The following is a 23,005-nucleotide window of genomic DNA, read 5'->3' on the forward strand; positions in this document are numbered from 1 at the left end:
TTTCGTCGGCCGCCGCTTCCTTCGGGGAGCGGCGGTCTGCGTATGGTCCCTGTGTGCGGCCGTCGCTGCTGGAAGGCTGTGGCCGCGCCGTGTGCAGTTCCTGCCCGCCATTCTGAGCGGCTGTCCGTGATCGCGCGGTGGTCGCTGCCCGTGAGTCGAGGAGACGTGGACGTGACGACCGATGCCAGTGCGCCCTGGCTGATCGTGGGGCTGGGCAATCCGGGTCCGGAGTACGCGATGAACCGGCACAACGTCGGTTTCATGGTGGCCGATCTGCTGGCCGGGCGGATGGGCGGGCGGTTCAAGCGTGCGGGCAAGGCGCAGGCTCAGGTGGTGGAGGGGCGGGTGGGTCCGCCGGGGGCGGGGAGTCGTCGGGTGGTGCTGGCGAAGCCGATGTCGTTCATGAACCTGTCGGGTGGTCCGGTGAACGCGTTGCGGGACTTCTACAAGGTGCCGTTGGGGAACGTGGTGGCGGTGCACGACGAGCTGGACATCGATTACGGGGTGCTGCGGTTGAAGCTGGGCGGCGGGGACAACGGGCACAACGGTCTGAAGTCGATGACGAAGGCGATGGGTGCGGAGTATCACCGGGTGCGGTTCGGGATCGGCCGGCCGCCGGGGCGGATGCAGGTGGCGGATTTCGTGCTGAAGGATTTCGGTTCGGCGGAGCGCAAGGAGCTGGACTACTTCGTGGACCGGGCGGCGGATGCGGTGGAGGCGTTGGTGCTGGAGGGGTTGGAGCGGGCGCAGGGCACGTACAACTCGTGATCCGTGGGCCGGGAGGTTGACGTGCCGTTCGGGCATGGCCAATGATCCCGGCCATGCCTGCCGTAGCGGTCCGTTCCCATCGTCGTCGGGGCTCCTCGTGGAGGGGGTCGGCCGGTGGGTCGGTGGTGGCGTTGCGGTGGGGGCGGTTCGTGGTGATGGGCGCCGTGGCGGTGCTGATCCTGCTGGCGGGGGTGTGGGGTTCGTGGGGTGTGGCGCAGCACGTGATGCTGACGAAGGGGCGTGAGCGGGGCACGGTGGTGGTGGGGCGGTGTGACGGGGGGTGGTGTGCGGGGCGGTATGCGCCGGTGTCGGTGGGGTCGACGGCTCGGGCGCGGGTGGTGCTGGAGGATTCGGTGGCGGTGCGGGTGGGTGGCCGGTACGCGGTGGTGCTGAAGCCGGGGACGGATGAGGCGGTGCGGTCGGGTCCGGCGGGGGTGTTGCTGGCGTGGGTACCGTTGGGTGGGGCGTTGTTGCTGGCGTCGGTGGTGGTGGCGGGTGGTCTGGGGCGGGTGCGGGCGGGGTGGGTGCTGGCGGGGTCGGGGGTGGCGTTGCTGACGGCGGCTTTCGTGACGATCTGAGGTTGCGGGGGCTGGTGGGAGGGGTGGGGTCGTGACGGCGCCCCCGGGTTCGGGTGAATCCGGGGGCGTCGTCGTGTGGGGGCGGGCCGTGTGGGGGGGGCCGGTGTGGTGGGTCAGCCGGTGTTGCGCAGGCCGGCCGCTACGCCGTTGACGGTGAGGAGCAGAGCGCGGGAGAGCAGCGGGTCGGGTTCGGCGCCGGCGGCCGCGGCGTCGCGCTGGCGCTTGAGCAGGGTGACCTGGAGGTGGGAGATGGGGTCGAGGTAGGCGTCGCGGATGCTGAAGGTCTGCTTGAGGGCGGGGGTGGCGGCGAGGAGTTCGCTTTCGCCGGTGACCTTGAGGACTTCGGCGACGGTGCGGGCGTGTTCGGTCTTGATGGTGTCGAAGATGTGGTGGAGCTCTTCGGGGACGAGGGTGTCGACGTAGTGCTGGGCGATGCGCAGGTCGGTCTTGGCGAGGGTCATCTCGACGTTGGAGATGAAGTTGCGGAAGAAGTGCCACTGTTCGTGCATCTCGTCGAGCACGGTGTCCAGGCCTGCTTCGCGCAGGGCCTTGAGGCCGGAGCCGACGCCGAACCAGCCGGGGACGATCTGGCGGGACTGGGTCCAGCCGAAGACCCAGGGGATGGCGCGCAGGCCGTCGAGGGAGACGCCGGAGCCGGGGCGGCGGGAGGGCCGGGAGCCCAGGTGCAGGTCGGCGAGCTGGTCCACCGGGGTCGACGCGAGGAAGTACGTCGGCAGGTCGGGGTCCTCGACGAGGGCGCGGTAGGCGGCGTGGGCGGCGTCGGAGACGACGTCCATGGCGGCGTCCCAGCGGGCGAGGGCTTCGTCGGACTGGCGGGGTGCGGTGTGCAGGGCGGAGGCCTGGAGGGTGGCGGCGACCGTGAGTTCCAGGTTCTCGCGGGCGAGGGAGGGGATGAGGTACTTGTCGGAGATGACCTCGCCCTGTTCGGTGACCTTGATCTCGCCTTCGAGGGTGCCCCAGGGCTGGGCGAGGATGGCGTCGTGGGAGGGGCCGCCGCCGCGGCCGACGGTGCCGCCGCGGCCGTGGAAGAGGCGCAGGCGGACGCCGTAGCGGTGGGCGACGTCGCGCAGGCGGCGCTGGGCGCGGTGGATCTCCCACTGGCTGGTGGTGATGCCGCCGAACTTGGAGGAGTCGGAGTAGCCGAGCATGACTTCCTGGACGTCTCCGCGCAGTGCGACCAGTCGGCGGTACGACGGGTCGGAGAGCATGTCCTCGAGGATGGTGTCGGCGGCCTTGAGCTCGTCGGTGGTCTCCAGGAGGGGGACGATGCCGATCCTGGCCCAGCCGGCGTGCAGGTCGACGAGGCCGGCCTCGCGGGCGAGGACGGCGGCGGCGAAGACGTCGTCGGCGCCCTGGCACATGGAGATGATGTAGGACTCGATGACCTCGGGTCCGAAGACCTCCAGGGCGCGCTTGACGGTGAGGAAGACGCCGAGGGTCTTCTCGCCGGCGGCGTCGACGGGGGCCGGGGTGGGCGCGAGGGGCCTGCGGGAGCGGAGTTCCTTGGCGAGGAGCTTGGCGCGGTAGTCGCGGGGCATGTCGGCGTAGCGCCAGGATTCCTCGCCGAGTCGGTCGAAGAGCTGGCCGAGGGCGTGGTGGTGGGCGTCGGCGTGTTCGCGGACGTCCATGGTGGCGAGCTGGAGGCCGAAGGCGGCGAGGGTGCGGATGGTGCGGTTCATGCGGCCGTCGGCGAAGAGGCCGCCGCGGTGTTCGCGCAGGGAGGTCTGGATGAGGGTGAGGTCCTTGAGGAGCTCGCTGGTGCCGAGGTAGTCGCGGCCGGGCTCGTGGGGGATGCCCTTGGCGAGTCGCTGCTTGGTGTTCTCGAGCTTCTGGCGGATGCAGGTGGCCTTGAGCCGGTAGGGCTCCTCGGCGTTGAGGCGCTTGTAGCGGGGGCTGATCTCGGGGAGTCGTTCGAGGTCGGCCTGGAGGGAGGTGAGGAGTTCGTCGGTGGCGCCGGTGTAGCGGATGGAGTTCGACAGGAATCCGCGCAGTTCGTCGATGGTCTCCAGGGCGTCGTTGATGCCGTGTTCGTGCTGGAGGATGAGGACGTCCCAGGTCACGGCGGGGGTGACGTTGGGGTTGCCGTCGCGGTCGCCGCCGATCCAGGTGCCGAAGGTGAGGGGGCGGGTGTCGTCGGGGAGCTTGACGCCGACGCGCTCCAGTTCCGCGGTCAGGTCCTCGAGGACGTCGCCCACGGCGCCCGCGTGGAGTTCGTCGAGGTAGTAGATGGCGTTGCGGGCCTCGTCGGCGGGTTCGGGGCGGACGACGCGCAGTTCGTCGGTCTGCCAGACGAGGTCGATGTTCTCGGCGAGGCGGGTGTCGTGGCGCCGGCGGTCGGATTCGATGACGGGGGTCTCGAGGAGTGCTGCGATGCGCCGGAGCTTGTTGAGTACCGACCGGCGTGCGGCTTCGGTGGGGTGCGCCGTGAAGACGGGGCGGACGTTGAGGTGGCGGACCGTCTGCTGGACGTGTTCGGGGTCGGCGTCCTTGAGGCGGTCGGCGGTGCGGGCGAGGAGGCCGCCTTCGGCGGCGCGGCGCTCGCGCAGTTCGCGTCCGCGGTGGACCTGTTCGGTGACGTTGGCCAGGTGGAAGTAGGTGGAGAAGGCGCGGACCAGCTTGGCCGCGGTCTCCAGTTCGATGCCACGCAGGAGTTCGGCGGCGGCGTCGCCGTCCTCTCGGGTGAGGCGGCGGACCTTTTCGACCAGTTCGAGGAGTTCCGGGCCTTCCTGCCGGACCAGGGTCTCCCCGAGGAGGTCACCCAGTCGGCGGATGTCGGCACGCAGCTCGGTGCTGGTCGTGGTGTTGGCCTGGCCAAGGTCGTCGGCACTGCTCACAGGTGCGGCTCCTTGCAGTGTTGAAGCTCGTCCGGGAGGGAACTCGGATGCCGGGCCTGGCGGCGGACGCCGCATACGGGTCCTGACATCCGGGAAGAAATCAGAGCGGACCGCGCTGTCCGACCGTCTCCAAGGATAGGTGTCCTCGGAGACGCGCAGGCTGGCGGGCTCTTGCCGCGAGGCGGTGCGCTGCCATACTTACGTTGCCGTAGGTTACGGGACCGTAGGAATTACGCCGAGGTTCCGGTGGTACGGCACCTCCTCCTTCCAAGACCCCCCAGGGGACGCGCATGACCACAGGTTCCAACGTGATCCAGGACCCTTCGAAGACGCCGGACGGCGCCAAGACGCCCTCCGCCACTCTCGGCGGCGAGCAGAAGCGATCGATCGAGCAGATCATGCTGCTGCTCTTCATCGTCGTTCCGTTCCTCGCCGTGCTGGCGGCGGTGCCGCTGGCCTGGGGCTGGGGGGTGAGCTGGCTGGACATGGGGCTGCTGGTCTTCATGTACTTCCTCGGCTGCCACGGCATCACGATCGGTTTCCACCGGTACTTCACGCACGGTTCGTTCAAGGCGAAGCGGCCGCTCCGGATCGCGCTGGCGGTCATGGGCTCGCTGGCGGTGGAGGGGCCGCTGGTGCGCTGGGTGGCCGATCACCGCAAGCACCACAAGTTCTCCGACGCGGACGGGGACCCGCATTCGCCGTGGCGGTTCGGGGAGACCGTGCCGGCGCTGATGAGGGGCCTGTGGTGGGCCCACATCGCGTGGATGTTCGACGAGGAGCAGACGTCGCAGGAGAAGTACGCGCCGGATCTGATCAAGGACCCGGCGATCCGTGCGATCTCGCGGCAGTTCGTGCTGTTCACGGTGGTGTCGCTGGCGATCCCGCCGCTGGTGGGCGGGCTGGTGACGATGTCCTGGTGGGGCGCGTTCACGGCGTTCTTCTGGGGCTCGCTGGTGCGGGTGGCGCTGCTGCACCACGTGACGTGGTCGATCAACTCGATCTGTCACGCGGTGGGCAAGCGGCCGTTCAAGTCGCGCGACCGTTCGGGGAACGTGTGGTGGCTGGCGGTCCTGTCGTGCGGCGAGTCCTGGCACAACCTGCACCACGCCGATCCGACGTCGGCGCGGCACGGGGTGATGCGGGGCCAGGTGGACTCCTCGGCGCGTTTCATCCGGTGGTTCGAGATGCTCGGCTGGGCGTACGACGTGCGCTGGCCGTCACGCTCGCGTATCGATTCTCGCCGTGACACCGGTGAGGACGGCTCCCGGCAGGGGAGGGCGGCCGCCGAGACGGCATGATTGACGGCGTGGCGACCGATCCCAGCAACACCTCCAGTCCCAGTGGTGAAGTGAAGCCGCGGCGTGCGCGTCGCACCAGGATGACGGGAGCGGAGCGTCGGCAGCAGTTGCTGGAGATCGGTCGCACCCTGTTCGCGGAGAAGGGCTTCGAGGGCACGTCGGTGGAGGAGATCGCGGCGAAGGCCGGGGTGTCCAAGCCGGTGGTGTACGAGCACTTCGGCGGCAAGGAGGGGCTGTACGCGGTCGTGGTGGACCGGGAGATGCGCCGGCTGCTGGACATGGTGACGTCGTCGTTGACGGCGGGCCACCCTCGTGAGCTGCTGGAACAGGCGGCGTTCGCGCTTCTCGACTACATCGAGGAGTACACGGACGGGTTCCGCATCCTGGTGCGGGACTCCCCCATCCCGCAGTCGACGGGTTCCTTCGCCTCGCTGATCTCGGACATCGCCACGCAGGTGGAGGACATCCTGGGCCGCGAGTTCAAGAGCCGCGGTTTCGACGCGAAGCTGGCCCCGCTGTACGCCCAGGCCCTGGTGGGCATGGTGGCGCTGACCGGGCAGTGGTGGCTGGACGTGCGCCGTCCGAAGAAGGCCGAGGTGGCGGCGCATCTGGTGAACCTGTGCTGGCACGGTCTGGAGCGCCTGGAGGCCAAGCCGCATCTGATCGGGCGGCGCAAGAGCTGAGCGGGCGCCGAGCCGGGCCGGCGCGTGGACAGGCCCCCCGTCCGTGGGACGGGGGGCCTGTCCGTGTTCGCGCGGCGTGCGCGGGCCCGTTCGGTGCCCGTGGGGCCCGACCGGTGCCGGCTCAGTGCTTGAAGACGTCCTTCGTCTTCTCCTTGGCCTGACGCGCGTCGCCCTTGGCCTGGTCCGCGCGGCCCTCGGCTTCGAGCCTCTCGTTGCCCACGGCGCGGCCGGCCGCTTCCTTGGCCTTGCCCTTGGCCTGTTCCATCTTCGCCTTGGACTTCTGCTCGCCTGCCACTGTTCATCACTCCCAGTCAGGTTTGCGTGCGCTCTCTGCACTCCGGGTGACCCGCCCGGCCCGCTTCAAACCTGGCGTCACTCCTTCACGGCGACGGCGAACAGGCGGCGGAAGGGCAGGACGGTGCCGTAGGCGTGGCTCGGGTAGGCCTCGCGGAGCAGGTCGCGGTATTCGGCGACGAAGGCGTCGCGGGCCTCGGGGTCGTCGGCGAGGGCGTCGAGGGCGGGGCGCAGTCCGGTGCCCTTGACCCAGTCGAGGACGGGGTCCTCGCCGGGCAGGACGTGCAGGTAGGTCGTGGTCCACACGTCGGTGGCGCAGCCGAGGCGGGCGAGCCGGTCGAGGTAGACGCCGGGTGCGTGGACGGAGTCCTCGCGGCGCAGGACGTGGCCGAGGCGGCTCTTCCAGCGGGCGCCGCCGGCCAGCTCGCGCATCAGGGCGTGGAGGGGGGCGTCGGCGTTGTGCGGGATCTGGAAGGCGAGGGTGCCGCCCGGGGCGAGGCCGTCGAGCCAGCCGGCGAGGGCGTCGAGGTGGCCGGGGACCCACTGGAGGGCGGCGTTGGACACGAGGAGGTCGTAGGTCTGCGCGGGTGTCCAGTCGGTGAGGTCGGCGTGGGCGAAGTCGAGGTGCGGGCCGGCGTGGGCGGCGGCGTCGGCGAGCATCTGCGGCGAGTTGTCGTAGCCGGTGATCCGGGCGGTGGGCCAGCGGTCGGCGAGGACGGCGGTGACGTTGCCGGGTCCGCAGCCGAGGTCGGCGATGCGGGGCGGTTCGCGGGGCAGGGCGGGGACGCGGGCGAGGAGGTCGGTGAAGGGGCGGGCGCGGTGGCCGGCGTGGCGCAGGTACTGGGCCGGGTCCCAGGAGGGGTTCGTCGTCATGCCCCGACTCTTCCCCACGATTTATCTCGACGTCAAGACACTCGACATCAAGAGACTTCATGTCGACACAACCACTACACTGATCGTCATGGAGGACGAGGTCGATCGGCTGGTCGCAGCGTGGCGCCGGGAGCGCCCGGACCTCGACGTGGAGCCGCTGGAAGTGCTCAGCCGGGTGAGCAGGCTGGCCCGGCACCTGGACCGGGCGCGCCGGCTGGCGTTCTCCGAGCACCAGCTGGAGCCGTGGGAGTTCGACGTCCTGACGGCGCTGCGCCGCGCGGGAGCGCCGTACCAGCTCTCGCCCGGTCAGCTGCTGACGCAGACGCTGGTGACCTCGGGCACGATGACCAACCGCATCGACCGCCTCGCGAAGAAGGGCCTGGTGGAGCGGCTGCCGGATCCGAGCGACCGGCGGGGCGTGCTCGTGCGCCTCACGGACGACGGCAAGGACCGCGCCGACCAGGCGCTCGCCGGGCTGCTCGACCAGGAGCGGGCGATCCTGGCCGAGCTGTCGCAGGCCCAGCGCACCGAACTGGCGGGCCTGCTACGCCAGTTGACCGCCCCGTTCGACAACATCCCCGGCTAGGTCGACGGGTCCGACCCCGGCCCGTCGGGCGAGGGCGACCGCGGCGAGCGTGGAGTGCACGCCCAGTTTGCCGAGGACGTTCTGCATATGGGTGCGGACGGTGTGCGGGGACAGGAAGAGGCGCTCGGCGACGGCCTTGCGCCCCAGTCCCGCCACCATGCACCGCAGTACCTCGCGCTCCCTCGGCGTGAGGGACTCCACCAGGCGTTCGCTCTCGGTGCGGTGCCTGCGGGCGGCCGTCATCTCGCGCAGGACCCCGGTGAGCAGGGCGGGCGGCAGATGCGTCTCGTCGCGCAGCACGCCCCGGATGACGGTGAGCAGGCGCGACAGCGAGCAGTCCTTCGCCACCCAGCCGGACGCACCCGCCTGGAGCGCGAGCGCCGCGCGGTGCGGGTCGTCCTTCTCGGCGAGCACCACGATCCGGACGTGGGGCTGCGCGACGCGCACTCCCGCGACCAGCGACAGTCCGTCGACGAGACCGTCGTCGCCCACCTCCTGCACGGGCGCGGTCGCGCGTAGGCCGGGCTGTGCGCAGCCCAGGTCCGCGTCGACGAGCAGCACGTCGTAGCGGCGCCCTTCGGCGGCCGCGCGCTCCAGGCTGCGCAGCGCCGCCGGGCCGCTGCCGGCCGCGGAGACGTCGACGTCCGGCTCGGCGGCCAGTGCCGCGGCGAGCGACTCGGCGAAGATGCGGTGGTCGTCGACGACCAGTACACGGATGCGAACCACGAAACCCCCTTCCCCGAGCTCCTTCGCGGAGCGGGGGATACCCCAAAGGTCCGGAGACGGAGAACACCAGGAACACCGACAACGAGAACACGCAGAGCACGGCTGGCACGGAGAGGGACGACCTGCGCGGGCACGACGCTCGCGGGGAGCGCCCCGGCCGCACGGCCGCCGCCGCGCGGACACTGCTACCCCCACCCCGGGCGTCGTACCCGGCTGTCTCGCCCCCTGATCGGCACCGGCCCCCACCGGTGCTGTGTTCAGCGTAGAGCTGTGGGCCGACAGCGGAAGGCAATGTGCAGAACTAATTCGCGGACGCGTTTATGGTGTGCCGCATGTTCCGTCTTGAGACAGAAGTCGACAGGACTCGGCGCGATCTTCTCCGTTCCCGGCTCCTGGCCGCGAACACGGAGGCCTCACCGGTGCTGCGCGCCCTGCGGGGCACCCCGGCGGAACGCGAGTCGCCGCTGCACGTGTGGGCGTGCGGTCCCGGGGGCGAGCTGGCCGGCGGTCTGGTGGGGCACACCTGGACGGCCTGGCTGCACGTGGCGCATCTGTGGGTGGACGCCCGCCATCGCGGGGCGGGCCTGGGCTCGCGGCTGCTCGCCGAGGCGGAGCGCGTGGCCCGCGAGGAACGGGGCTGCACCCGGGTCCGGCTGGAGACCTGGGACTTCCAGGCGCCGGAGTTCTACCGGCGGCACGGCTACGACGTGGTGTGCGTGATCGAGGACTATCCGCCGGGCGTCACGGAGTACACGCTGACCAAGCGCCTCACGCACGGACCGGGGTGAGGCGCCCCGCGCCTCACCCCGGTGGTGACGTCGGACCGGCCCGGGCTCAGCCCAGGCGCCGCGCTCCTGCCGAGGGCACCGCCTCGAAGACGCGCGGAGCCTTGAGCCCCGCTGCCGTGAACGCCTCGACGACGGCCTTGGTGAGCGCCTCGACGTCGGTGGCCTCGGCCAGGACGATCGCCGAGCCGCCGAACCCGCCGCCGGTCATCCGCGCCCCGAGCGCGCCGTGCGCGAGGGCGGTGTCGACGACGAGGTCCAGCTCGGGGCAGGAGACCTTGAAGTCGTCGCGCAGCGAGGCGTGACCGGCCGTCAGGACCGGTCCGACGGCGCGGGTGTCGCCGCCGGACTCCAGGAGGGCGACGACCTGTTCGACGCGCTGGTCCTCGGTCACGACGTGGCGGACGAGCCGGCGGATCTCCTCGTCGTCGAGGCGGTCGAGGGCCGCGTCCAGGTCGGCGTAGGCGATGTCGCGCAGCGCGTCGACGCCGAGGAGGGCGGCGCCCTTCTCGCAGCCGGCCCGGCGCTTGCCGTACTCGCCGCCGCTGTGGGCGTGCGTGACCTGGGTGTCGACCACCAGCAGGCGCAGTCCCTCGGCGGCGAGGTCGAGGGGGATCTGCTTCTGGGAGAGGTCGCGGGTGTCGAGGAACAGCGCGTGGCCGGCCTCGCAGCACGCGGACGCCGTCTGGTCCATGATGCCGGTGGGGGCGCCGACGTAGACGTTCTCGGCGCGCTGGCACAGCCGGGCGAGCTGCCAGCCCTGGAGGCCGAGGTCGAACAGGTCGTTCAGGGCCAGCGCGACGACGACCTCGATGGCCGCCGACGACGACAGGCCCGCGCCCGACGCCACGGTCGACGCCAGGTGGACGTCGGCGCCGGTGACCGGGTGGCCGGCCTCGCGCAGCGCCCACACCACGCCGGCCGGGTAGGCCGTCCAGGCCTTGTCGGACTCGGGTGTCAGCTCGTCCAGGCTCAGTTCGGCGACGCCCGCGTCGAGGTCGGCCGAGTGCAGCCGCAGCACGCCGTCCGTGCGGCGGGAGACGGCGGCGACGGCGGTGTGCGGCAGCGCGAAGGGCATCACGAAGCCGTCGTTGTAGTCGGTGTGCTCGCCGATGAGGTTGACGCGGCCGGGCGCCGCCCACACCCCGTCGGGCCGTGTGCCGTACAGCTCGGTGAAGCCGTCCCGGACCTGCTGCGCCCCCATTACCGCTCCCCTGCGCTGTCGGCGATGTGCTGTGCGAACGTCCACGCGTCCGCGACGATACCCGCGAGGTCCGCGCGGGACGGGTTCCAGCCCAGCCGCTCGTGGGCGGTGGCCGCGGAGGCGACGAGGACGGCCGGGTCCCCGGCGCGGCGCGGGGCGGCGACCTCGGGGATCGGATGTCCGGTGACCTTGCGGACGGTCTCGACGACCTCGCGGACGGAGAAGCCGTTGCCGTTGCCGAGGTTGCAGATCAGGTGCTCGCCGGGCTTCGCGGCCGCGACGGCGAGCAGGTGGGCCTCGGCGAGGTCGGCGACGTGGATGTAGTCGCGCACGCAGGTGCCGTCGGGGGTCGGGTAGTCGTCGCCGTAGACGGAGATGGCGTCGCGGCGGCCCTGGGCGACCTGGAGGACGAGCGGGATGAGGTGCGACTCGGGTTCGTGGCGCTCACCCTGCGCGCCGTACGCGCCGGCCACGTTGAAGTAGCGCAGGGAGACGGCGCCGAGGCCGTGGGCCGCGGCCTCGCCGCTGATCATGTGGTCGACGGCGAGCTTGGAGGCGCCGTAGGGGTTGGTCGGCCTGGTGGGCGCGGTCTCGACGATCGGGACCTGCTCCGGTTCGCCGTAGGTGGCGGCGGTGGAGGAGAAGACCAGTTTGCGCACGCCCGCGTCGCGCATCGCGCCGAGCAGGGCCATGGTGCCGCCGACGTTGTTCTCCCAGTACTTCTCCGGCTTGACGACGGATTCGCCGACCTGGGAGAAGGCGGCGAAGTGGAGGACCGCGTCGAAGGAGTCGTCGAGGTGCTTGCCCGCGTCGCGGATGTCTCCCTCGATGAACGTGGCGCCCGCGGGGACGCCTTCGCGGAAGCCGGTGGAGAGGTTGTCGAGGACGACGACCTCGTGGCCCGCCTCCAGCAGGTGCTGCGCGACGACGCCGCCCACGTAGCCGGCGCCGCCCGTGACCAGGTACTTGCCGCTCGTGCCGGTGGTGCCGCTGCCGGTGGTGCCGCTCATGAACTCGCTGCCTCTCGCAGTCGCCGGGCCGCGGACTCCGGCGGCACGTCGTTGATGAACACGTTCATGCCGGACTCGGAGCCCGCGAGGAACTTCAGCTTGCCGGACGTGCGGCGGATGGTGAAAAGCTCCAGGTGCAGACCGAAGTCGTCGCGGTTGACGCCCTCGAACTCCTCCAGCGTGCCGAACGGCGCCTGGTGCCAGGCGGAGATGTAGGGCGTGCGCGGCTCACCTTCGCCGAAGATCCGGTCGAAGCGCCTCAAGAGTTCCAGGTAGACCTGGGGGAACTCTGTGCGCGCGTCCTCGTCGAGGGCCAGCAGGTCCGGGACCCGGCGCCGGGGGTACAGGTGCACCTCGTAGGGCCAGTGCGCGGCGAACGGCACGAACGCGACCCAGTGTTCACTCTCCAGGACGACCCGCTCGCCCGCGAGTTCCCGCTCCAGGACGGCGTCGAAGAGGTTCTCCCCGCCGGTCGCCTCCTTGTGCGCGCCGACCGAACGCAGCATCAGGGCGGTGCGGGGGGTGGTGAACGGGTAGGCGTAGATCTGCCCGTGCGGGTGACCCAGTGTCACGCCGATCTCGGCGCCGCGGTTCTCGAAGCAGAACACCTGTTCCACGGAGGGCAGATGCGACAGTTCGGACGTCCGGTCCGTCCACGCGTCCAGGACGAGTCGCGCCTGCTCCTCGGTGAGGTCGGCGAAGGACGCGTCGTGGTCGGAGGTGAAGCAGACCACCTCACAGCGGCCGGAGTCGCCGGCCAGCGAGGGGAAGCGGTTCTCGAAGACGACCACGTCGTACGAGGAGTCCGGGATCTCGCTGAGCCGGTCGCCCTGCGAGGGGCAGAGCGGGCATTCGTCGGCGGGCGGGTGGTAGGTGCGGCCCTGCCGGTGCGAGGCGACGGCGACCGAGTCTCCGAGCAGCGGGTCGCGCCGTACCTCCGAAGTGGTGACCGTCGGGTCCAGCGGACGCCTGTCCACCGCGTCGCGCACCGCGTCGTCCCGCTGGTCGTAGTAGATCAGCTCACGACCGTCGGCCAAGCGGGTCGAGGTCTTCTTCACCGCGACTGTCCTCCATACCTCTAGATCCGCGGACCTAGACCCGTACACCTAGCGAAGCTTCCAACAGAACCAAACACATAAAACCACAAACTCCCAGCCGAGTCACCACCACAACCAAACAAAGAACACCAAAAGAAGTGAGCAGGGCATGCGAACCCCCACACACCCGGCCCCACAGTTGGCCGCGGAGCTGCGCCTCCCGACGAACTGGCTCGACTACACGATCCTCGGCATCTACTTCGTCGTGGTCCTGGGCATCGGCTTCGCCGCCCGCAGATCGGTGAAGACCAGCCTCGACTTCTTCCTCTCCGGCCGCTCCCTGCCCGCCTGGATCACCGGCCTGGCGTTCATCTCCGCCAACCTGGCCGCCACCGAGATCCTGGGCATGGCCGCGAACAGCGCGCAGTACGGCGCGTACACCGTCCACTGGTACTGGATCGGCGCCATCCCGGCGATGGTGTTCCTCGGCCTGGTGATGATGCCGTTCTACTACGGCAGCAAGGTCCGCTCGGTCCCGGAGATGCTGCTGCTGCGCTTCGACAAGGCCGCCCACCTGCTCAGCTCGGCCCTGTTCGCGTTCGCCGCGATCCTCATCGCCGGGGTGAACCTCTACGCGCTGGCGATCGTCGTCGAGGCGCTGCTGGGCTGGCCGCAGTGGGTGGCCATCGTGGTCGCGGGTTTCTTCGTGCTGGCGTACATCACGCTCGGCGGCCTGTCCTCGGCGATCTACAACGAGGTCCTCCAGTTCTTCGTGATCCTGGCGGCCCTGATCCCGCTGTCGGTGCTGGGCCTGAAGAAGGTGGGCGGCTGGGACGGCCTGACCGACAAGCTGACCGCCACCCACGGGGACGACTTCGTGACCGCGTGGGGCGGCACCGGCATCGGCAGCGCCAACCCGCTGGGCGCGAACTGGCTGACGATCGTGCTGGGCCTCGGCTTCGTCCTGTCGTTCGGCTACTGGACGACGAACTTCGCCGAGGTGCAGCGCGCCCTGTCGGCGAAGAACCTCTCCGCGGCCCAGCGCACCCCGCTCATCGCGGCCTTCCCGAAGATCTTCATCGTCTTCCTGGTGATGATCCCGGGCCTGGTGGCCGCGGTCCTGGTCCCGAAGATCGGCACCGGCGGCTCGGACCTCCAGTACAACGACGCGATCCCCTACCTCATGCAGGAACTGCTGCCCAACGGCGTGCTGGGCATCGCGGTGACCGGTCTGCTGGCCGCGTTCATGGCGGGTATGGCGGCGAACGTCTCGTCGTTCAACACGGTCTTCACGACCGACATCTGGGCCAAGTACGTGGTGCTGGGCCGCGAGGACGCCTACTACGTCCGGTTCGGCCGTCTGATCACGGCGATCGGCGTCGCCGCGTCGGTGGGCACCGCGTTCCTGGCGTCGTCCTTCTCCAACATCATGAGCTACCTCCAGACGCTGTTCTCCTTCTTCAACGTGCCGATGTTCGTCGTCTTCATCGTCGGCATGTTCTGGAAGCGGGCGTCGAAGAAGTCGGGCTTCTGGGGCCTGCTCGCGGGCACCACGGCCGCGATGGTGAACTACTTCGTCCTCTACAAGCAGGACGTCATCGGCATCCCGACCGACCAGGGCGCCAACTTCGTCTCCGCGATCGCGGGCTTCGTCGCGGGCGCGGTCGTCATGGTGATCGTGTCGCTGTTCACGGCCCCCAAGCCGGCCGAGGAGCTCCAGGGCCTGGTCTACGGCACCGTCTCCCCCGGCATGGCCGAGCCGCCGGCCGCGGGCGACGACGCCTGGTACCGCCGTCCGGCCCTGCTGGGCTGGGGCGCGGTGATCCTGGCCGCCCTCTGCTACATCCCGTTCTCGTTCTGAGCCCTCGCGACACCCGCGGGAGGATGGAAACGCCATGTCCGAGCAATTCGAACCGTCCGAGAACGCCGAGGCCGCCGCCGAGCGGCTGCGGCGGGCGGGCTACTCCGAGGCCGACGTCCAGCGCGAGGTCACCGAACTGGAGCAGAAGTCGGCGACCGCGGCCCGCATCTTCGACCTGCGCCGCATCATCGGGGGCCTGTTCGTCCTCTACGGCGTGATCGTCACCATCGCCGGCATCACGGACGGCGACGCGGAGATCGACAAGGCCCAGGGGATCAACATCAACCTGTGGACCGGCCTGGGCATGCTGGCCCTGGGCGTCTTCTTCCTGGTCTGGCTGAAGCTGCGCCCGGTCGCGCCGGTGACGCCCGCCCTGCCGCCGGAGGCCCAGGAGGAGGACCGCCCGCGCGGCGAATAGCGACCGGTGGAACGAGGCGGCTCCGGGCCCGGACCTTCGCCGTCCGGGCCCGGAGCCGCCTGCGTTCTGCCGCCTGCGTTCTACCGCCTGCGTTCTAGTCCTCGTGGCTCGCGACGTTGGCGTTGACCGCGTCGTCACCGTTGTTGCAGATCTGCTGGGTCGCGGTCTGGTTCGACGAGGATCCGAGCAGCGGGAGGTTCAGGTTCGGCAGGTTGATCAGACCGAACGAGATGTTCTCCACGTGGTTGGCGCACTGCCTGGAGTCGCCGTCCGAGCCCGAGCCGTGGGCGGAGGCGGTTCCGGCCCCGGCGAGACCGAGGCTCCCGATCATGACAGCCACGAACACGGTCTTGTGAAGCTTGCGCATTACATTCCCTTTTCCGGCTGAGTGACAGACGTCGTCACTGAATGGAGCGGTACGATTACCGACCGTATGCCGCGATCATCCGATCCGCACTTCCGGCTGCACCCCTCCCGATCGGCGCCCCGCCGCCACCGCCGGCTCCCGCCCGCCTCCCGGCAGGGACCCGCCGGTTCGGGCCGGCGGTCAGTCCTCGGCGTCCTGGCCCGCGATCTCGCCGCTGTGGGCCGCCGCGACCAGGGCGACCGTGAGGATCACCGCCCCGTCGACGACGTGCGTCGACGGCGGGTAGCTCGCCAGGGTGCCGCCGCCCGCGGTGAGCAGGGCGACGGAGAGCACGGCGAGCGGCAGGCCCGCGGTGAGGGCGGCCAGCAGGCCCCTGAGCGCGGGCCGGGCGAGGAGCCAACGCGGGGCGAGCGCCAGGGCGAGGCCGGTGGCCGTGCCCACGGCGAGGCCGGCCGTGAGGCTGCCGAGGACGGCGAGCCCGGCGGCGGCCGTGAGCGCCCGGGCGGTGCCGTACAGGCCGCCGGTCAGGAAGACGAACGCCGCCACCAGGCACAGGACGCCGCCGATGCCGGCCGGCCAGGCCCCGATCAGCGCGCCGAGGCGCGCGCCGCGCCGGACGGTCGCGCCTGTTCTCACGCGGGCTGTCCGGATCCCGGTTCCGCGGCCTCGGGCCCGGAACGGTGCGGCAGCGGGCCCGCGCGGTCCAGCAGGCCGGTGCGGGCAGCGAGGGCCGCGGCCTCCAGACGGGAGCCCACGCCGAGTTTCATCAGGACGCGCTGGACGTGGGTGCGGGCCGTCGACGGGGCGATGTTCATGCCGGCGGCGATCAGGCGGGTGTCCTCGCCTTCCGCGACCCGCACCAGGACCTCGACCTCGCGCGGGGTGAGCAGTCGCAGCAGCCGCCGGCCCTCGTCGTCCGGCTGGGCCGCCGGGTTGAGCAGCTCGCCGAACGCGCCCTGGAGCAGCTGCGGAGCCACCGCCGCCTCGCCCGCCCTCGCCTTCATGATGGCCCGCTCGACACCCTCTATGCGCTCGTCGTGGCGTACGTAGCCGGAGGCGCCGGCCGCGAAGGCGGCCGCGATGCCTCGCGGGCTCGGGACCGGTCCGAGGACCAGCACGGCCACCTGCGGACGCTCCCGCTTGATGCGGACCACCGGGTCGAAGATGCCCGGCTCGGCCGGGAGCGCCGTGCCCAGCAGACACACCTCCGGAGCACGGGTGATCACCAGTTCCGCCGCCCCCGCGGCCGGGGCCGCCGCGGCGAGCACCCGGTGCCCCCGCAGCTTCAGCGCCGAGGCCAGCGCCTCGGCGAGCAGTCGGTGGTCGTCGACCACCATCAGCCGCACTCCCACGAGCAACCCCCAGTCCCCCCATGGATGCCCATACGGATCCACGCGCGCCGACGGGGGGCCCGCCCCCCGGCGCCCCCGCTCTTCATGCCCGAGGAAGCTACACGCTTGTTCGACGTCGCGCTCCCCCTACCGGCGAGAAGTGCCCCGGATCGCTGAAAGTCCTCGCAGGAGAAGGTCCCGCGCGATAAGCGCACGGCCCCGCCCCTGAACAGGGACGGGGCCGTGCGCCGCAATTAAGATGATCAGCTGCCCGCGGTGCCGAAGCCGACGGCCAGGTACTGCGGATCACCGCTCGACAGCGAGCCGTCGTCGGCGAACACCTCCGACATGTACAGGCGGCCCTTGGAGAAGAGGACCTCGGAGTACTCCGGGGACATGGCGATCTCCAGGTCGTGCACCTCGTCCGTGGCCGGGTTCTCCAGGAGCTTGGTCTCCTTGAACGCCTTTCCGCCGAGGCTGACGACCTGTCCGCCCTTGTCGTAGGGCGGGCGCTTGTAGGCGATCAGGTTCGCGCCGTCCATGCGCAGCGGGTAGATCGTGTAGCCGTCGCCGGCGTCCGCGCGCTGGCCGGTGGGCTTGCCGGTGGCCAGGTCGAAGGCGACGATCTCGTTCGAGCGGCCGCCGTCGCCGCCGCTGTCGTGCTCCTCGGTCGGGACGTAGATCCGGTCGTTGCCGACCGCGAGGCCCTTGCAGGCCTCGACGCGGGTGATGCCCTCGCAGTCGGCGGCGTACTCGTCGCCCGGCACCGAGATGCGCGTGCGCAGCTTGCCGGTCTTGTTGTCGATGGAGAAGAAGTCCGAGATGCCGCTGCCGTCGCCGGCGCTGTCGCCGACGTCGGCGGCCACCACCAGCGGGTCGGTGGACACGATGGACGCGTACTCGATGCCCGAGGCGAGCTGGTACTCGGAGATCACCTTCCCGGAGACCGGGTCGATGGTCTGGATGTGCAGCTCGGGGTTGTCGTAGGGGCCGCACTTGCGCACGGCCACCAGCTTGGGGCCGCCGCCGTAGCCGTCGTCGTAGCAGGTGTCGGCGGGCTTCGGGGCCCACAGCGCCTTGCCGGTGTCGATGTCGAAGGCCGCGCCGCCCTCGGTGGCGCCCAGGGCCACCGTCTTCGCGCTGACCGTCACGTTGTCGAAGGTGACGGTGCGGTCCCCGGTCGCGACGGTCTTGCGCCACAGCTGCTTGCCCGCGACGAGGTCGATAGCCGCGACCTGGTCGCAGCCCGCCGTCTTCGCGGTGCTCGCCTGGAAGGTGACCGCCGTGCGGAAGTCGGCGGTGGTGAACCTGCTGGCCTCGCAGACCGGGCCGGGCAGCGGCACCGTCCACAGCTTGGTGCCGTTGGCCACGTCGTAGCCGGAGACCTCGTTGACGCCCGTCTTCACGTACGCCTTGTCGGTCAGCCAGGAGCCCTTGACGCCGACGGTGTCGTCCTTCTTGACGGAGGGCATCGCCAGCTTGAACAGGACGCTGGCCGCGGGGTCGGCCGGCGCCTTCTCGCTGCCGCCCGGCGCCGTGTCGCCGCCCGCGGCGCCGCCGGTGCCCTTGTCGCCGCCGCCGTTCGCGCCGCCGGAGCTGGCCTCCTCCTTCTTGCCTCCGTCGTGGGAGTTCGCGTACCAGACGCCGCCGCCCACGATGAGCGCGATCGCGACGACGGCGGAGACGATGATCGCCACCTGCGCGTTGATCTTCCGGCCCGATCCCGTGGCCCCCGCGCCGACCTGCGGCTGCATGGGCACGGTCGGCTGGCCCGGATACCCGTAACCGGGCTGGGCCGGATAACCCGGCTGGCCCGGGTAGCCGTAGCCCGGCTGCTGGCCGTAGGCCGTGGCGGGCTGGCCGTAGGGGTTCGGCTGGGGGTGCCCGTACGCGGACGGGCCCGGCGCGGGGGCGGCCGGCTGCGCCGGGTAGCCGTAGCCGGGGGCGGCCGCGGGCGGCGCCTGCGGATAGCCGTAGCCCGGCTGGGGCTGCGGGGGCTGCGGGGGGCCGGACGGCGTCACGGGCGCGGGCGGCTGCGGCGGCTGGGACGCCGGGGCCTGCTGGGGCTGCTGCGGCGGCTGGGGCTGCTCCGGCGCCGGAGGCTGGGCCTGCGCCTGGGCCGGTGACTGGCCATGGCCCGGCTGAGGGGCCTTGGTCAGGTCGGGTGCGGCGGGCTGCGGCGGGGCGTCCTGAGGGGCCGCGTCCTGCGGGACGGCGTCCTTCGGCGTGACGTCCTCGGGCGTGGCGTCCTGCGCGGGCGGGGGCGGGCCGAATCCGCCCTGCGGCGGCTGCGAGGGCTGCTGCGGGGGCTCGTTCGGCGGCGGGGGCGGCGGCTGGGTCATGGTGTGGGTACCTCGGAACAACGCTCGGTGGCTGCGCGAGCCGGGACGGACCGGGAGACCGGGAAAGCCCGGCCGGCTCGGGAAGCCGGGGAGGACGGGCCTGGACGACGGTGACGGGCCGACAGGACGGGCCCGGACGACGGTGACGGGGCCGGGGGACGGCGGGTCGCCCTACTTGCCGTAGGCGAGCATCAGCTTCTCCTTCGTCTCGTCGTTGCCCGTCAGCCTGGTGGTGGAGATGTAGAAGCGGCCGTCGACCCAGTCGATGTCCCGGGAGAAGAAGCTGTCCTCGATGTCGGCCGTGCTCTTGGGCAGTTGCAGCAGTGTCTTCGGCGTGTGCGCGGAACCGGCGGTCGGGATGCCCACCACACGGCCCGGCCCCTCGTACGAGGGCTCCACGTAGGCGACCAGCTGGCCGCCCTCGGTCTTCATCGGCAGCATCGCCTCGTCCGTGGGGGACTTGACGCGCCACTTCTCCTTGCCGGTGGCCAGGTCGACCGCCACGATCTCGTTGGGACCGCTCTTCGCCTCGGTGGGGAGGTAGAGCGTGCCGGCGTCGGAGGCCACGCCCGCGCAGCCCGTGAGGTTGCGCTGGAGGAAGCCGCCCCCGCACTTGGGGGCGAAGTGCTCGTCGACGTGGACCTGCGAACGCACCGAGCCGTTCGGCCTGAACGTCGTGACGTTCCAGTTCTTCTTGTCCTCGTTGGTGCTGTAGGCGACCAGCGGGTCGACGGAGAACGTCTTGCCGACCGTCCAGCCCTTGGCGAACTTCTGCGTCCACTTGACCTTGCCGGTCGCCGGGTCCAGTTCCTGGAGCTCGTCGTGCTCGGTCGGGTCGCCCGCGTCGCAGGACGCCACCGAGATCAGCCGCGGCCCGCCGGCGAACCCGGCCGGGAAGCACGCGTCGCCGTACTTCTGCTTGTCGTACAGCTTCTTCCCGGTGCGGACGTCGTACGCCGTCCCGGACTGGGAGCGGCCCACCATCAGGGTGTTGCCGGCCAGCGACAGCTCGATGCTGATCGCGCTGTCGAACAGCGCGCCGTCCGCGACGACGGCGGTCCAGCCCTTGGCGCCGGTGTTCAGGTCGATCTGCTGGAGCTGGTTGCACTTGGCGCGGTCGCTGGTGCCGCTCATGTAGGCGACGACGATCTTGTCGTCCGCCGTCTTCTGCGGGGTGACGGCGCAGATCTTCTGCGGCAGCGTGAGGGCGGCCCAGCTGGGCCTGCCGTCGGCGACGCCGTACGCGACGACTTCCTTGTAGGCCGCCTTCACGGCCGTCGTGTCGGTGATCCACATGCCGGGGGCGTCGGCGCCGGAGCCGGGGGCGTCGGGCGCCTCCTTGTACCAGAGCACCTTCGCTTCGCCCGCCTTGCGGCCGGCGTTGAAGTCCTGGTCCTCGTCGTCGCCGCCGTCGCCGCTTCCGTCGCCGGGGTTGACCGGGGCGGCGCTCTTCGTGGCCTTGCCGTCGTCGCTCGGTCCGGCGACCGGCTTCTTGCCGCCCCCGTCGTCGTCGCGGGTGACCGCGAACACCGCCCCGCCGATGACCAGGAGCGCCGTCACCGCGGCCCCGACCACCAGCGCGGGCCGGCCCCGGAAGGGGTTGCGGCCGCCGCCCGGCGGGGTGCCCGCGGCGCCGGGCGCGCCGGGGAACTGGGGCTGCTGCTGCGGGTAGCCGTACCCGGGCTGCGGGCCGTAGGGGCCGCTCGGCTGACCGTACGGGCCGGGCTGCTGCCCGCCGTAGGGTCCGGGCTGGCCGTAGGGGCCCGGCTGCTGGGGCGGCCCGTACGGGCCGGGCTGCTGCGGGTAGCCGTAACCGGGCTGCGGCGCGGCCGGTGCGGGCGGCCCCTGGGGCGGCTGCGGCGGCGGCGCGCCGAAACCGCCCTGCGGCGGCGGGCCGGCCGGCGCCTGCGGGCGGTCCTGCGGTGCTCCGGAACCACCCTGCTGCGGCGGCTGATCGGGCGGCTGAGCCATCAGCGTGTTCCCCCTCGTCACTGCTTTTTAGCCACGCGTCCAGGTCAGTGACCACCCGGAGCGGTTTTCAGAAGTACACAGACGGCTCTTTCTATCACCCGGCGCCGACAGGCCAACGGGCCGGATCCGCCCCTGTTTCCAAGGGAGGACCGGCCCGTGATGCCGTCGTTATGCGCCTTCACGCACCCTTCACGCGTCCTCGGCGAGTTCCAGCCAGCGCATCTCCAGCTCCTCGCGCTCGGCGGCCAACTCCCGCAGCTGTGCGTCCAGTCCGGCGACCTTCTCGAAGTCGGTGGCGTGGTCGGCGATCTGGGCGTGCAGCTTGGCCTCCTTCTCGGAGGCCTTGTCCAACTGCCGCTCGATCTTCTGCAGTTCCTTCTTGGCGGCGCGCTGGTCGGCGGCGCTCTTCTCCGGCGCGGCCTTCTGCGCGGCCGCCGGGGCGGAGGCGGCGGCCGCCTCCTCCATGCGCTGCCGGCGCTCGATGTACTCGTCGATGCCGCGCGGGAGCATGCGCAGGGCGGCGTCGCCGAGGAGGGCGAAGACGCGGTCCGTGGTGCGCTCGACGAAGAACCGGTCGTGGGAGATGACGATCATCGAGCCGGGCCAGCCGTCGAGGAGGTCCTCGAGCTGGGTGAGGGTCTCGATGTCCAGGTCGTTGGTGGGCTCGTCGAGGAAGAGGACGTTGGGCTCGTCCATGAGCAGGCGCAGGATCTGAAGGCGGCGGCGCTCACCGCCGGAGAGGTCCCCGACGGGCGTCCACTGCTTGTCCTTGTTGAAGCCGAACGTCTCGCACAGCTGCCCGGCGGTCATCTCGCGCCCCTTGCCGAGGTCGACGCGCTCGCGCACCTGCTGCACGGCCTCCAGGACCCGCAGGCCGGGGTCCAGCTCGCCGACCTCCTGGGAGAGGTAGGCCAGCTTGACGGTCTTGCCGACGGCGATCCGTCCGGCGGCCGGCTGCGTCTCGCCCTCGCTGCGGGCGGCGTCGGCCAGGGCGCGCAGCAGGGACGTCTTGCCGGCGCCGTTGACGCCGACCAGGCCGATGCGGTCGCCGGGGCCGAGGTGCCAGGTGATGTGCCGGAGCAGCACCTTCGGTCCGGCCTGGACGGTGACGTCCTCCAGGTCGAACACCGTCTTTCCCAGGCGGGAGGAGGCGAACTTCATCAGCTCGCTGCTGTCGCGGGGCGGCGGCACGTCCGCGATCAGCTCGTTGGCGGCCTCGACGCGAAAGCGCGGCTTGGACGTGCGGGCGGGGGCGCCGCGCCGCAGCCAGGCCAGCTCCTTGCGGACCAGGTTCTGCCGCTTGGTCTCCTCGGTGGCGGCGATGCGCTCGCGCTCGGCGCGGGCGAAGACGTAGTCGGAGTAGCCGCCCTCGTACTCGTGGACGTCGCCGCGCTGCACGTCCCACATGCGGGTGCAGACCTGGTCCAGGAACCAGCGGTCGTGGGTGACGCAGACGAGCGCGGAGCGGCGCTCGCGCAGGTGCCGGGCGAGCCAGGAGATGCCTTCGACGTCGAGGTGGTTGGTCGGCTCGTCCAGGACGATCAGGTCCTGTTCGTCGATCAGCAGCTTGGCCAGCGCGATGCGGCGGCGCTCACCGCCGGAGAGGGGGCCGATGACGGTGTCCAGGCCCTGCGGGAAGCCGGGCAGGTCGAGCCCGCCGAACAGTCCGGTCAGCACGTCCCGGATCTTGGCGTTGCCGGCCCACTCGTGGTCGGCCAGGTCACGGATGACCTCGTGCCGGACGGTCGCCGCCGGGTCCAGGGAGTCGTGCTGGGTGAGCACGCCCATGCGCAGCCCGCCGGAGTGCGTGACCCGGCCGGTGTCGGCGTCCTCCAGCTTGGCCAGCATGCGGATCAGCGTGGTCTTGCCGTCGCCGTTGCGGCCGACGACGCCGATCCGGTCCCCTTCGGACACGCCGAGCGAGATGCCGTCGAGGAGGGTACGGGTCCCGTACACCTTGCTGACGTTCTCGACATTGACCAGATTGACGGCCATTTCTCTCCTGCCCGGGGGGA

Annotated in this window: 21 protein-coding genes; 8 read left to right on the forward strand and 13 right to left on the reverse strand. The window is 71.3% G+C overall.

Going from position 1 to position 23,005, the window contains the following annotated elements:
* Positions 1 to 165: 165 nt before the first annotated feature.
* Together pth and ACGFSH_RS17535 are read left to right on the forward strand one after the other, a co-directional pair.
* Positions 166 to 768: an aminoacyl-tRNA hydrolase gene (pth, locus tag ACGFSH_RS17530; RefSeq protein ID WP_393349371.1), complete on the forward strand. Its 603-nt coding sequence runs from the start codon at positions 166 to 168 to the stop codon at positions 766 to 768.
* 41 nt (positions 769 to 809) lie between these two features.
* Entirely contained in the window at positions 810 to 1,346 is a 537-nt protein-coding gene (locus ACGFSH_RS17535; RefSeq protein ID WP_393349372.1) for a hypothetical protein, read from the forward strand.
* Positions 1,347 to 1,459: 113 nt separating this feature from the next.
* Here the strand turns inward: ACGFSH_RS17535 and ppc are convergent, their stop codons facing one another.
* On the reverse strand, positions 1,460 to 4,201 hold the full coding sequence (gene ppc / locus ACGFSH_RS17540) for a phosphoenolpyruvate carboxylase (protein WP_393349374.1): 2,742 nt from the start codon (positions 4,199 to 4,201) through the stop codon (positions 1,460 to 1,462).
* A gap of 290 nt (positions 4,202 to 4,491) precedes the next feature.
* Between ppc and ACGFSH_RS17545 the strand changes: the two genes are divergently transcribed.
* On the forward strand, positions 4,492 to 5,502 hold the full coding sequence (locus ACGFSH_RS17545; protein WP_393349376.1) for an acyl-CoA desaturase: 1,011 nt from the start codon (positions 4,492 to 4,494) through the stop codon (positions 5,500 to 5,502).
* A complete protein-coding gene (locus tag ACGFSH_RS17550; protein ID WP_329410790.1) occupies positions 5,499 to 6,185 on the forward strand; it encodes a TetR/AcrR family transcriptional regulator in 687 nt (228 codons plus the stop codon). Before ACGFSH_RS17545 ends, ACGFSH_RS17550 begins: the two co-directional genes overlap by 4 nt.
* A 121-nt stretch (positions 6,186 to 6,306) precedes the next feature.
* Here ACGFSH_RS17550 and ACGFSH_RS17555 read toward each other — a convergent pair whose 3' ends face one another.
* Together ACGFSH_RS17555 and ACGFSH_RS17560 are read right to left on the reverse strand one after the other, a co-directional pair.
* A complete protein-coding gene (locus tag ACGFSH_RS17555) occupies positions 6,307 to 6,480 on the reverse strand; it encodes a CsbD family protein (protein WP_328481426.1) in 174 nt (57 codons plus the stop codon).
* Between the two features lie 77 nt (positions 6,481 to 6,557).
* The gene (locus tag ACGFSH_RS17560) at positions 6,558 to 7,352 is read right to left on the reverse strand and encodes a trans-aconitate 2-methyltransferase (RefSeq protein ID WP_393349377.1); all 795 of its coding nucleotides are present in this window, start codon (positions 7,350 to 7,352) and stop codon (positions 6,558 to 6,560) included.
* 88 nt (positions 7,353 to 7,440) lie between these two features.
* Between ACGFSH_RS17560 and tamR the strand changes: the two genes are divergently transcribed.
* Positions 7,441 to 7,938 carry a MarR family transcriptional regulator TamR gene (tamR, locus tag ACGFSH_RS17565; protein WP_329417062.1) on the forward strand — a complete coding sequence of 166 codons (498 nt, stop codon included), beginning with the start codon at positions 7,441 to 7,443 and terminating at the stop codon, positions 7,936 to 7,938.
* Here the strand turns inward: tamR and ACGFSH_RS17570 are convergent.
* On the reverse strand, positions 7,897 to 8,664 hold the full coding sequence (locus ACGFSH_RS17570) for a LuxR C-terminal-related transcriptional regulator (protein WP_393349379.1): 768 nt from the start codon (positions 8,662 to 8,664) through the stop codon (positions 7,897 to 7,899). The two genes, tamR and ACGFSH_RS17570, sit on opposite strands and share 42 nt — an antisense overlap.
* 320 nt (positions 8,665 to 8,984) lie before the next feature.
* On the opposite strand from ACGFSH_RS17570, the gene ACGFSH_RS17575 reads away from it, so the two are divergent.
* Positions 8,985 to 9,452: a GNAT family N-acetyltransferase gene (locus ACGFSH_RS17575; RefSeq protein WP_393349381.1), complete on the forward strand. Its 468-nt coding sequence runs from the start codon at positions 8,985 to 8,987 to the stop codon at positions 9,450 to 9,452.
* A 46-nt stretch (positions 9,453 to 9,498) separates the two neighbouring features.
* On the opposite strand, the gene galK is transcribed toward ACGFSH_RS17575, so the two are convergent.
* From galK to galT, 3 genes are read right to left on the reverse strand one after another with little or no spacing between them, the layout of a single operon-like run.
* Complete coding sequence (galK, locus tag ACGFSH_RS17580) at positions 9,499 to 10,653, reverse strand: galactokinase (RefSeq protein ID WP_393349383.1); 1,155 nt, start codon at positions 10,651 to 10,653, stop codon at positions 9,499 to 9,501.
* Complete coding sequence (galE, locus tag ACGFSH_RS17585; protein ID WP_393349385.1) at positions 10,653 to 11,663, reverse strand: UDP-glucose 4-epimerase GalE; 1,011 nt, start codon at positions 11,661 to 11,663, stop codon at positions 10,653 to 10,655. The genes galK and galE overlap by 1 nt, the downstream gene beginning before the upstream one ends.
* Complete coding sequence (gene galT / locus ACGFSH_RS17590) at positions 11,660 to 12,721, reverse strand: galactose-1-phosphate uridylyltransferase (protein ID WP_393349387.1); 1,062 nt, start codon at positions 12,719 to 12,721, stop codon at positions 11,660 to 11,662. Before galT ends, galE begins: the two co-directional genes overlap by 4 nt.
* Positions 12,722 to 12,869: 148 nt before the next feature.
* Between galT and ACGFSH_RS17595 the strand changes: the two genes are divergently transcribed.
* Both ACGFSH_RS17595 and ACGFSH_RS17600 read left to right on the forward strand, forming a co-directional pair.
* Positions 12,870 to 14,561, forward strand: a complete 1,692-nt coding sequence (locus tag ACGFSH_RS17595; RefSeq protein WP_393349389.1) for a sodium:solute symporter family protein — start codon at positions 12,870 to 12,872, stop codon at positions 14,559 to 14,561.
* Positions 14,562 to 14,595: 34 nt separating this feature from the next.
* Positions 14,596 to 14,979: a hypothetical protein gene (locus tag ACGFSH_RS17600; protein WP_393349390.1), complete on the forward strand. Its 384-nt coding sequence runs from the start codon at positions 14,596 to 14,598 to the stop codon at positions 14,977 to 14,979.
* Positions 14,980 to 15,073: 94 nt separating this feature from the next.
* Here the strand turns inward: ACGFSH_RS17600 and ACGFSH_RS17605 are convergent, their stop codons facing one another.
* From ACGFSH_RS17605 to ACGFSH_RS17630, 6 genes are all read right to left on the reverse strand, one after another.
* Positions 15,074 to 15,346, reverse strand: coding sequence for a hypothetical protein (locus ACGFSH_RS17605; protein WP_393349392.1), 273 nt, complete (start codon positions 15,344 to 15,346; stop codon positions 15,074 to 15,076).
* Positions 15,347 to 15,526: 180 nt separating this feature from the next.
* Positions 15,527 to 15,982, reverse strand: a complete 456-nt coding sequence (locus tag ACGFSH_RS17610; protein ID WP_393349394.1) for a hypothetical protein — start codon at positions 15,980 to 15,982, stop codon at positions 15,527 to 15,529.
* On the reverse strand, positions 15,979 to 16,683 hold the full coding sequence (locus ACGFSH_RS17615) for a LuxR C-terminal-related transcriptional regulator (protein ID WP_393349396.1): 705 nt from the start codon (positions 16,681 to 16,683) through the stop codon (positions 15,979 to 15,981). The genes ACGFSH_RS17610 and ACGFSH_RS17615 overlap by 4 nt, the downstream gene beginning before the upstream one ends.
* Positions 16,684 to 16,940: 257 nt before the next feature.
* On the reverse strand, positions 16,941 to 19,019 hold the full coding sequence (locus ACGFSH_RS17620; protein WP_393349397.1) for a hypothetical protein: 2,079 nt from the start codon (positions 19,017 to 19,019) through the stop codon (positions 16,941 to 16,943).
* 171 nt (positions 19,020 to 19,190) lie between these two features.
* On the reverse strand, positions 19,191 to 20,990 hold the full coding sequence (locus ACGFSH_RS17625; RefSeq protein ID WP_393349399.1) for a PQQ-binding-like beta-propeller repeat protein: 1,800 nt from the start codon (positions 20,988 to 20,990) through the stop codon (positions 19,191 to 19,193).
* A gap of 189 nt (positions 20,991 to 21,179) precedes the next feature.
* Positions 21,180 to 22,985 carry an ABC-F family ATP-binding cassette domain-containing protein gene (locus tag ACGFSH_RS17630; protein WP_393349401.1) on the reverse strand — a complete coding sequence of 602 codons (1,806 nt, stop codon included), beginning with the start codon at positions 22,983 to 22,985 and terminating at the stop codon, positions 21,180 to 21,182.
* Positions 22,986 to 23,005 lie beyond the last annotated feature (20 nt).

This window comes from Streptomyces sp. NPDC048481 (assembly GCF_043200075.1).
GTDB lineage: Bacteria > Actinomycetota > Actinomycetes > Streptomycetales > Streptomycetaceae > Streptomyces.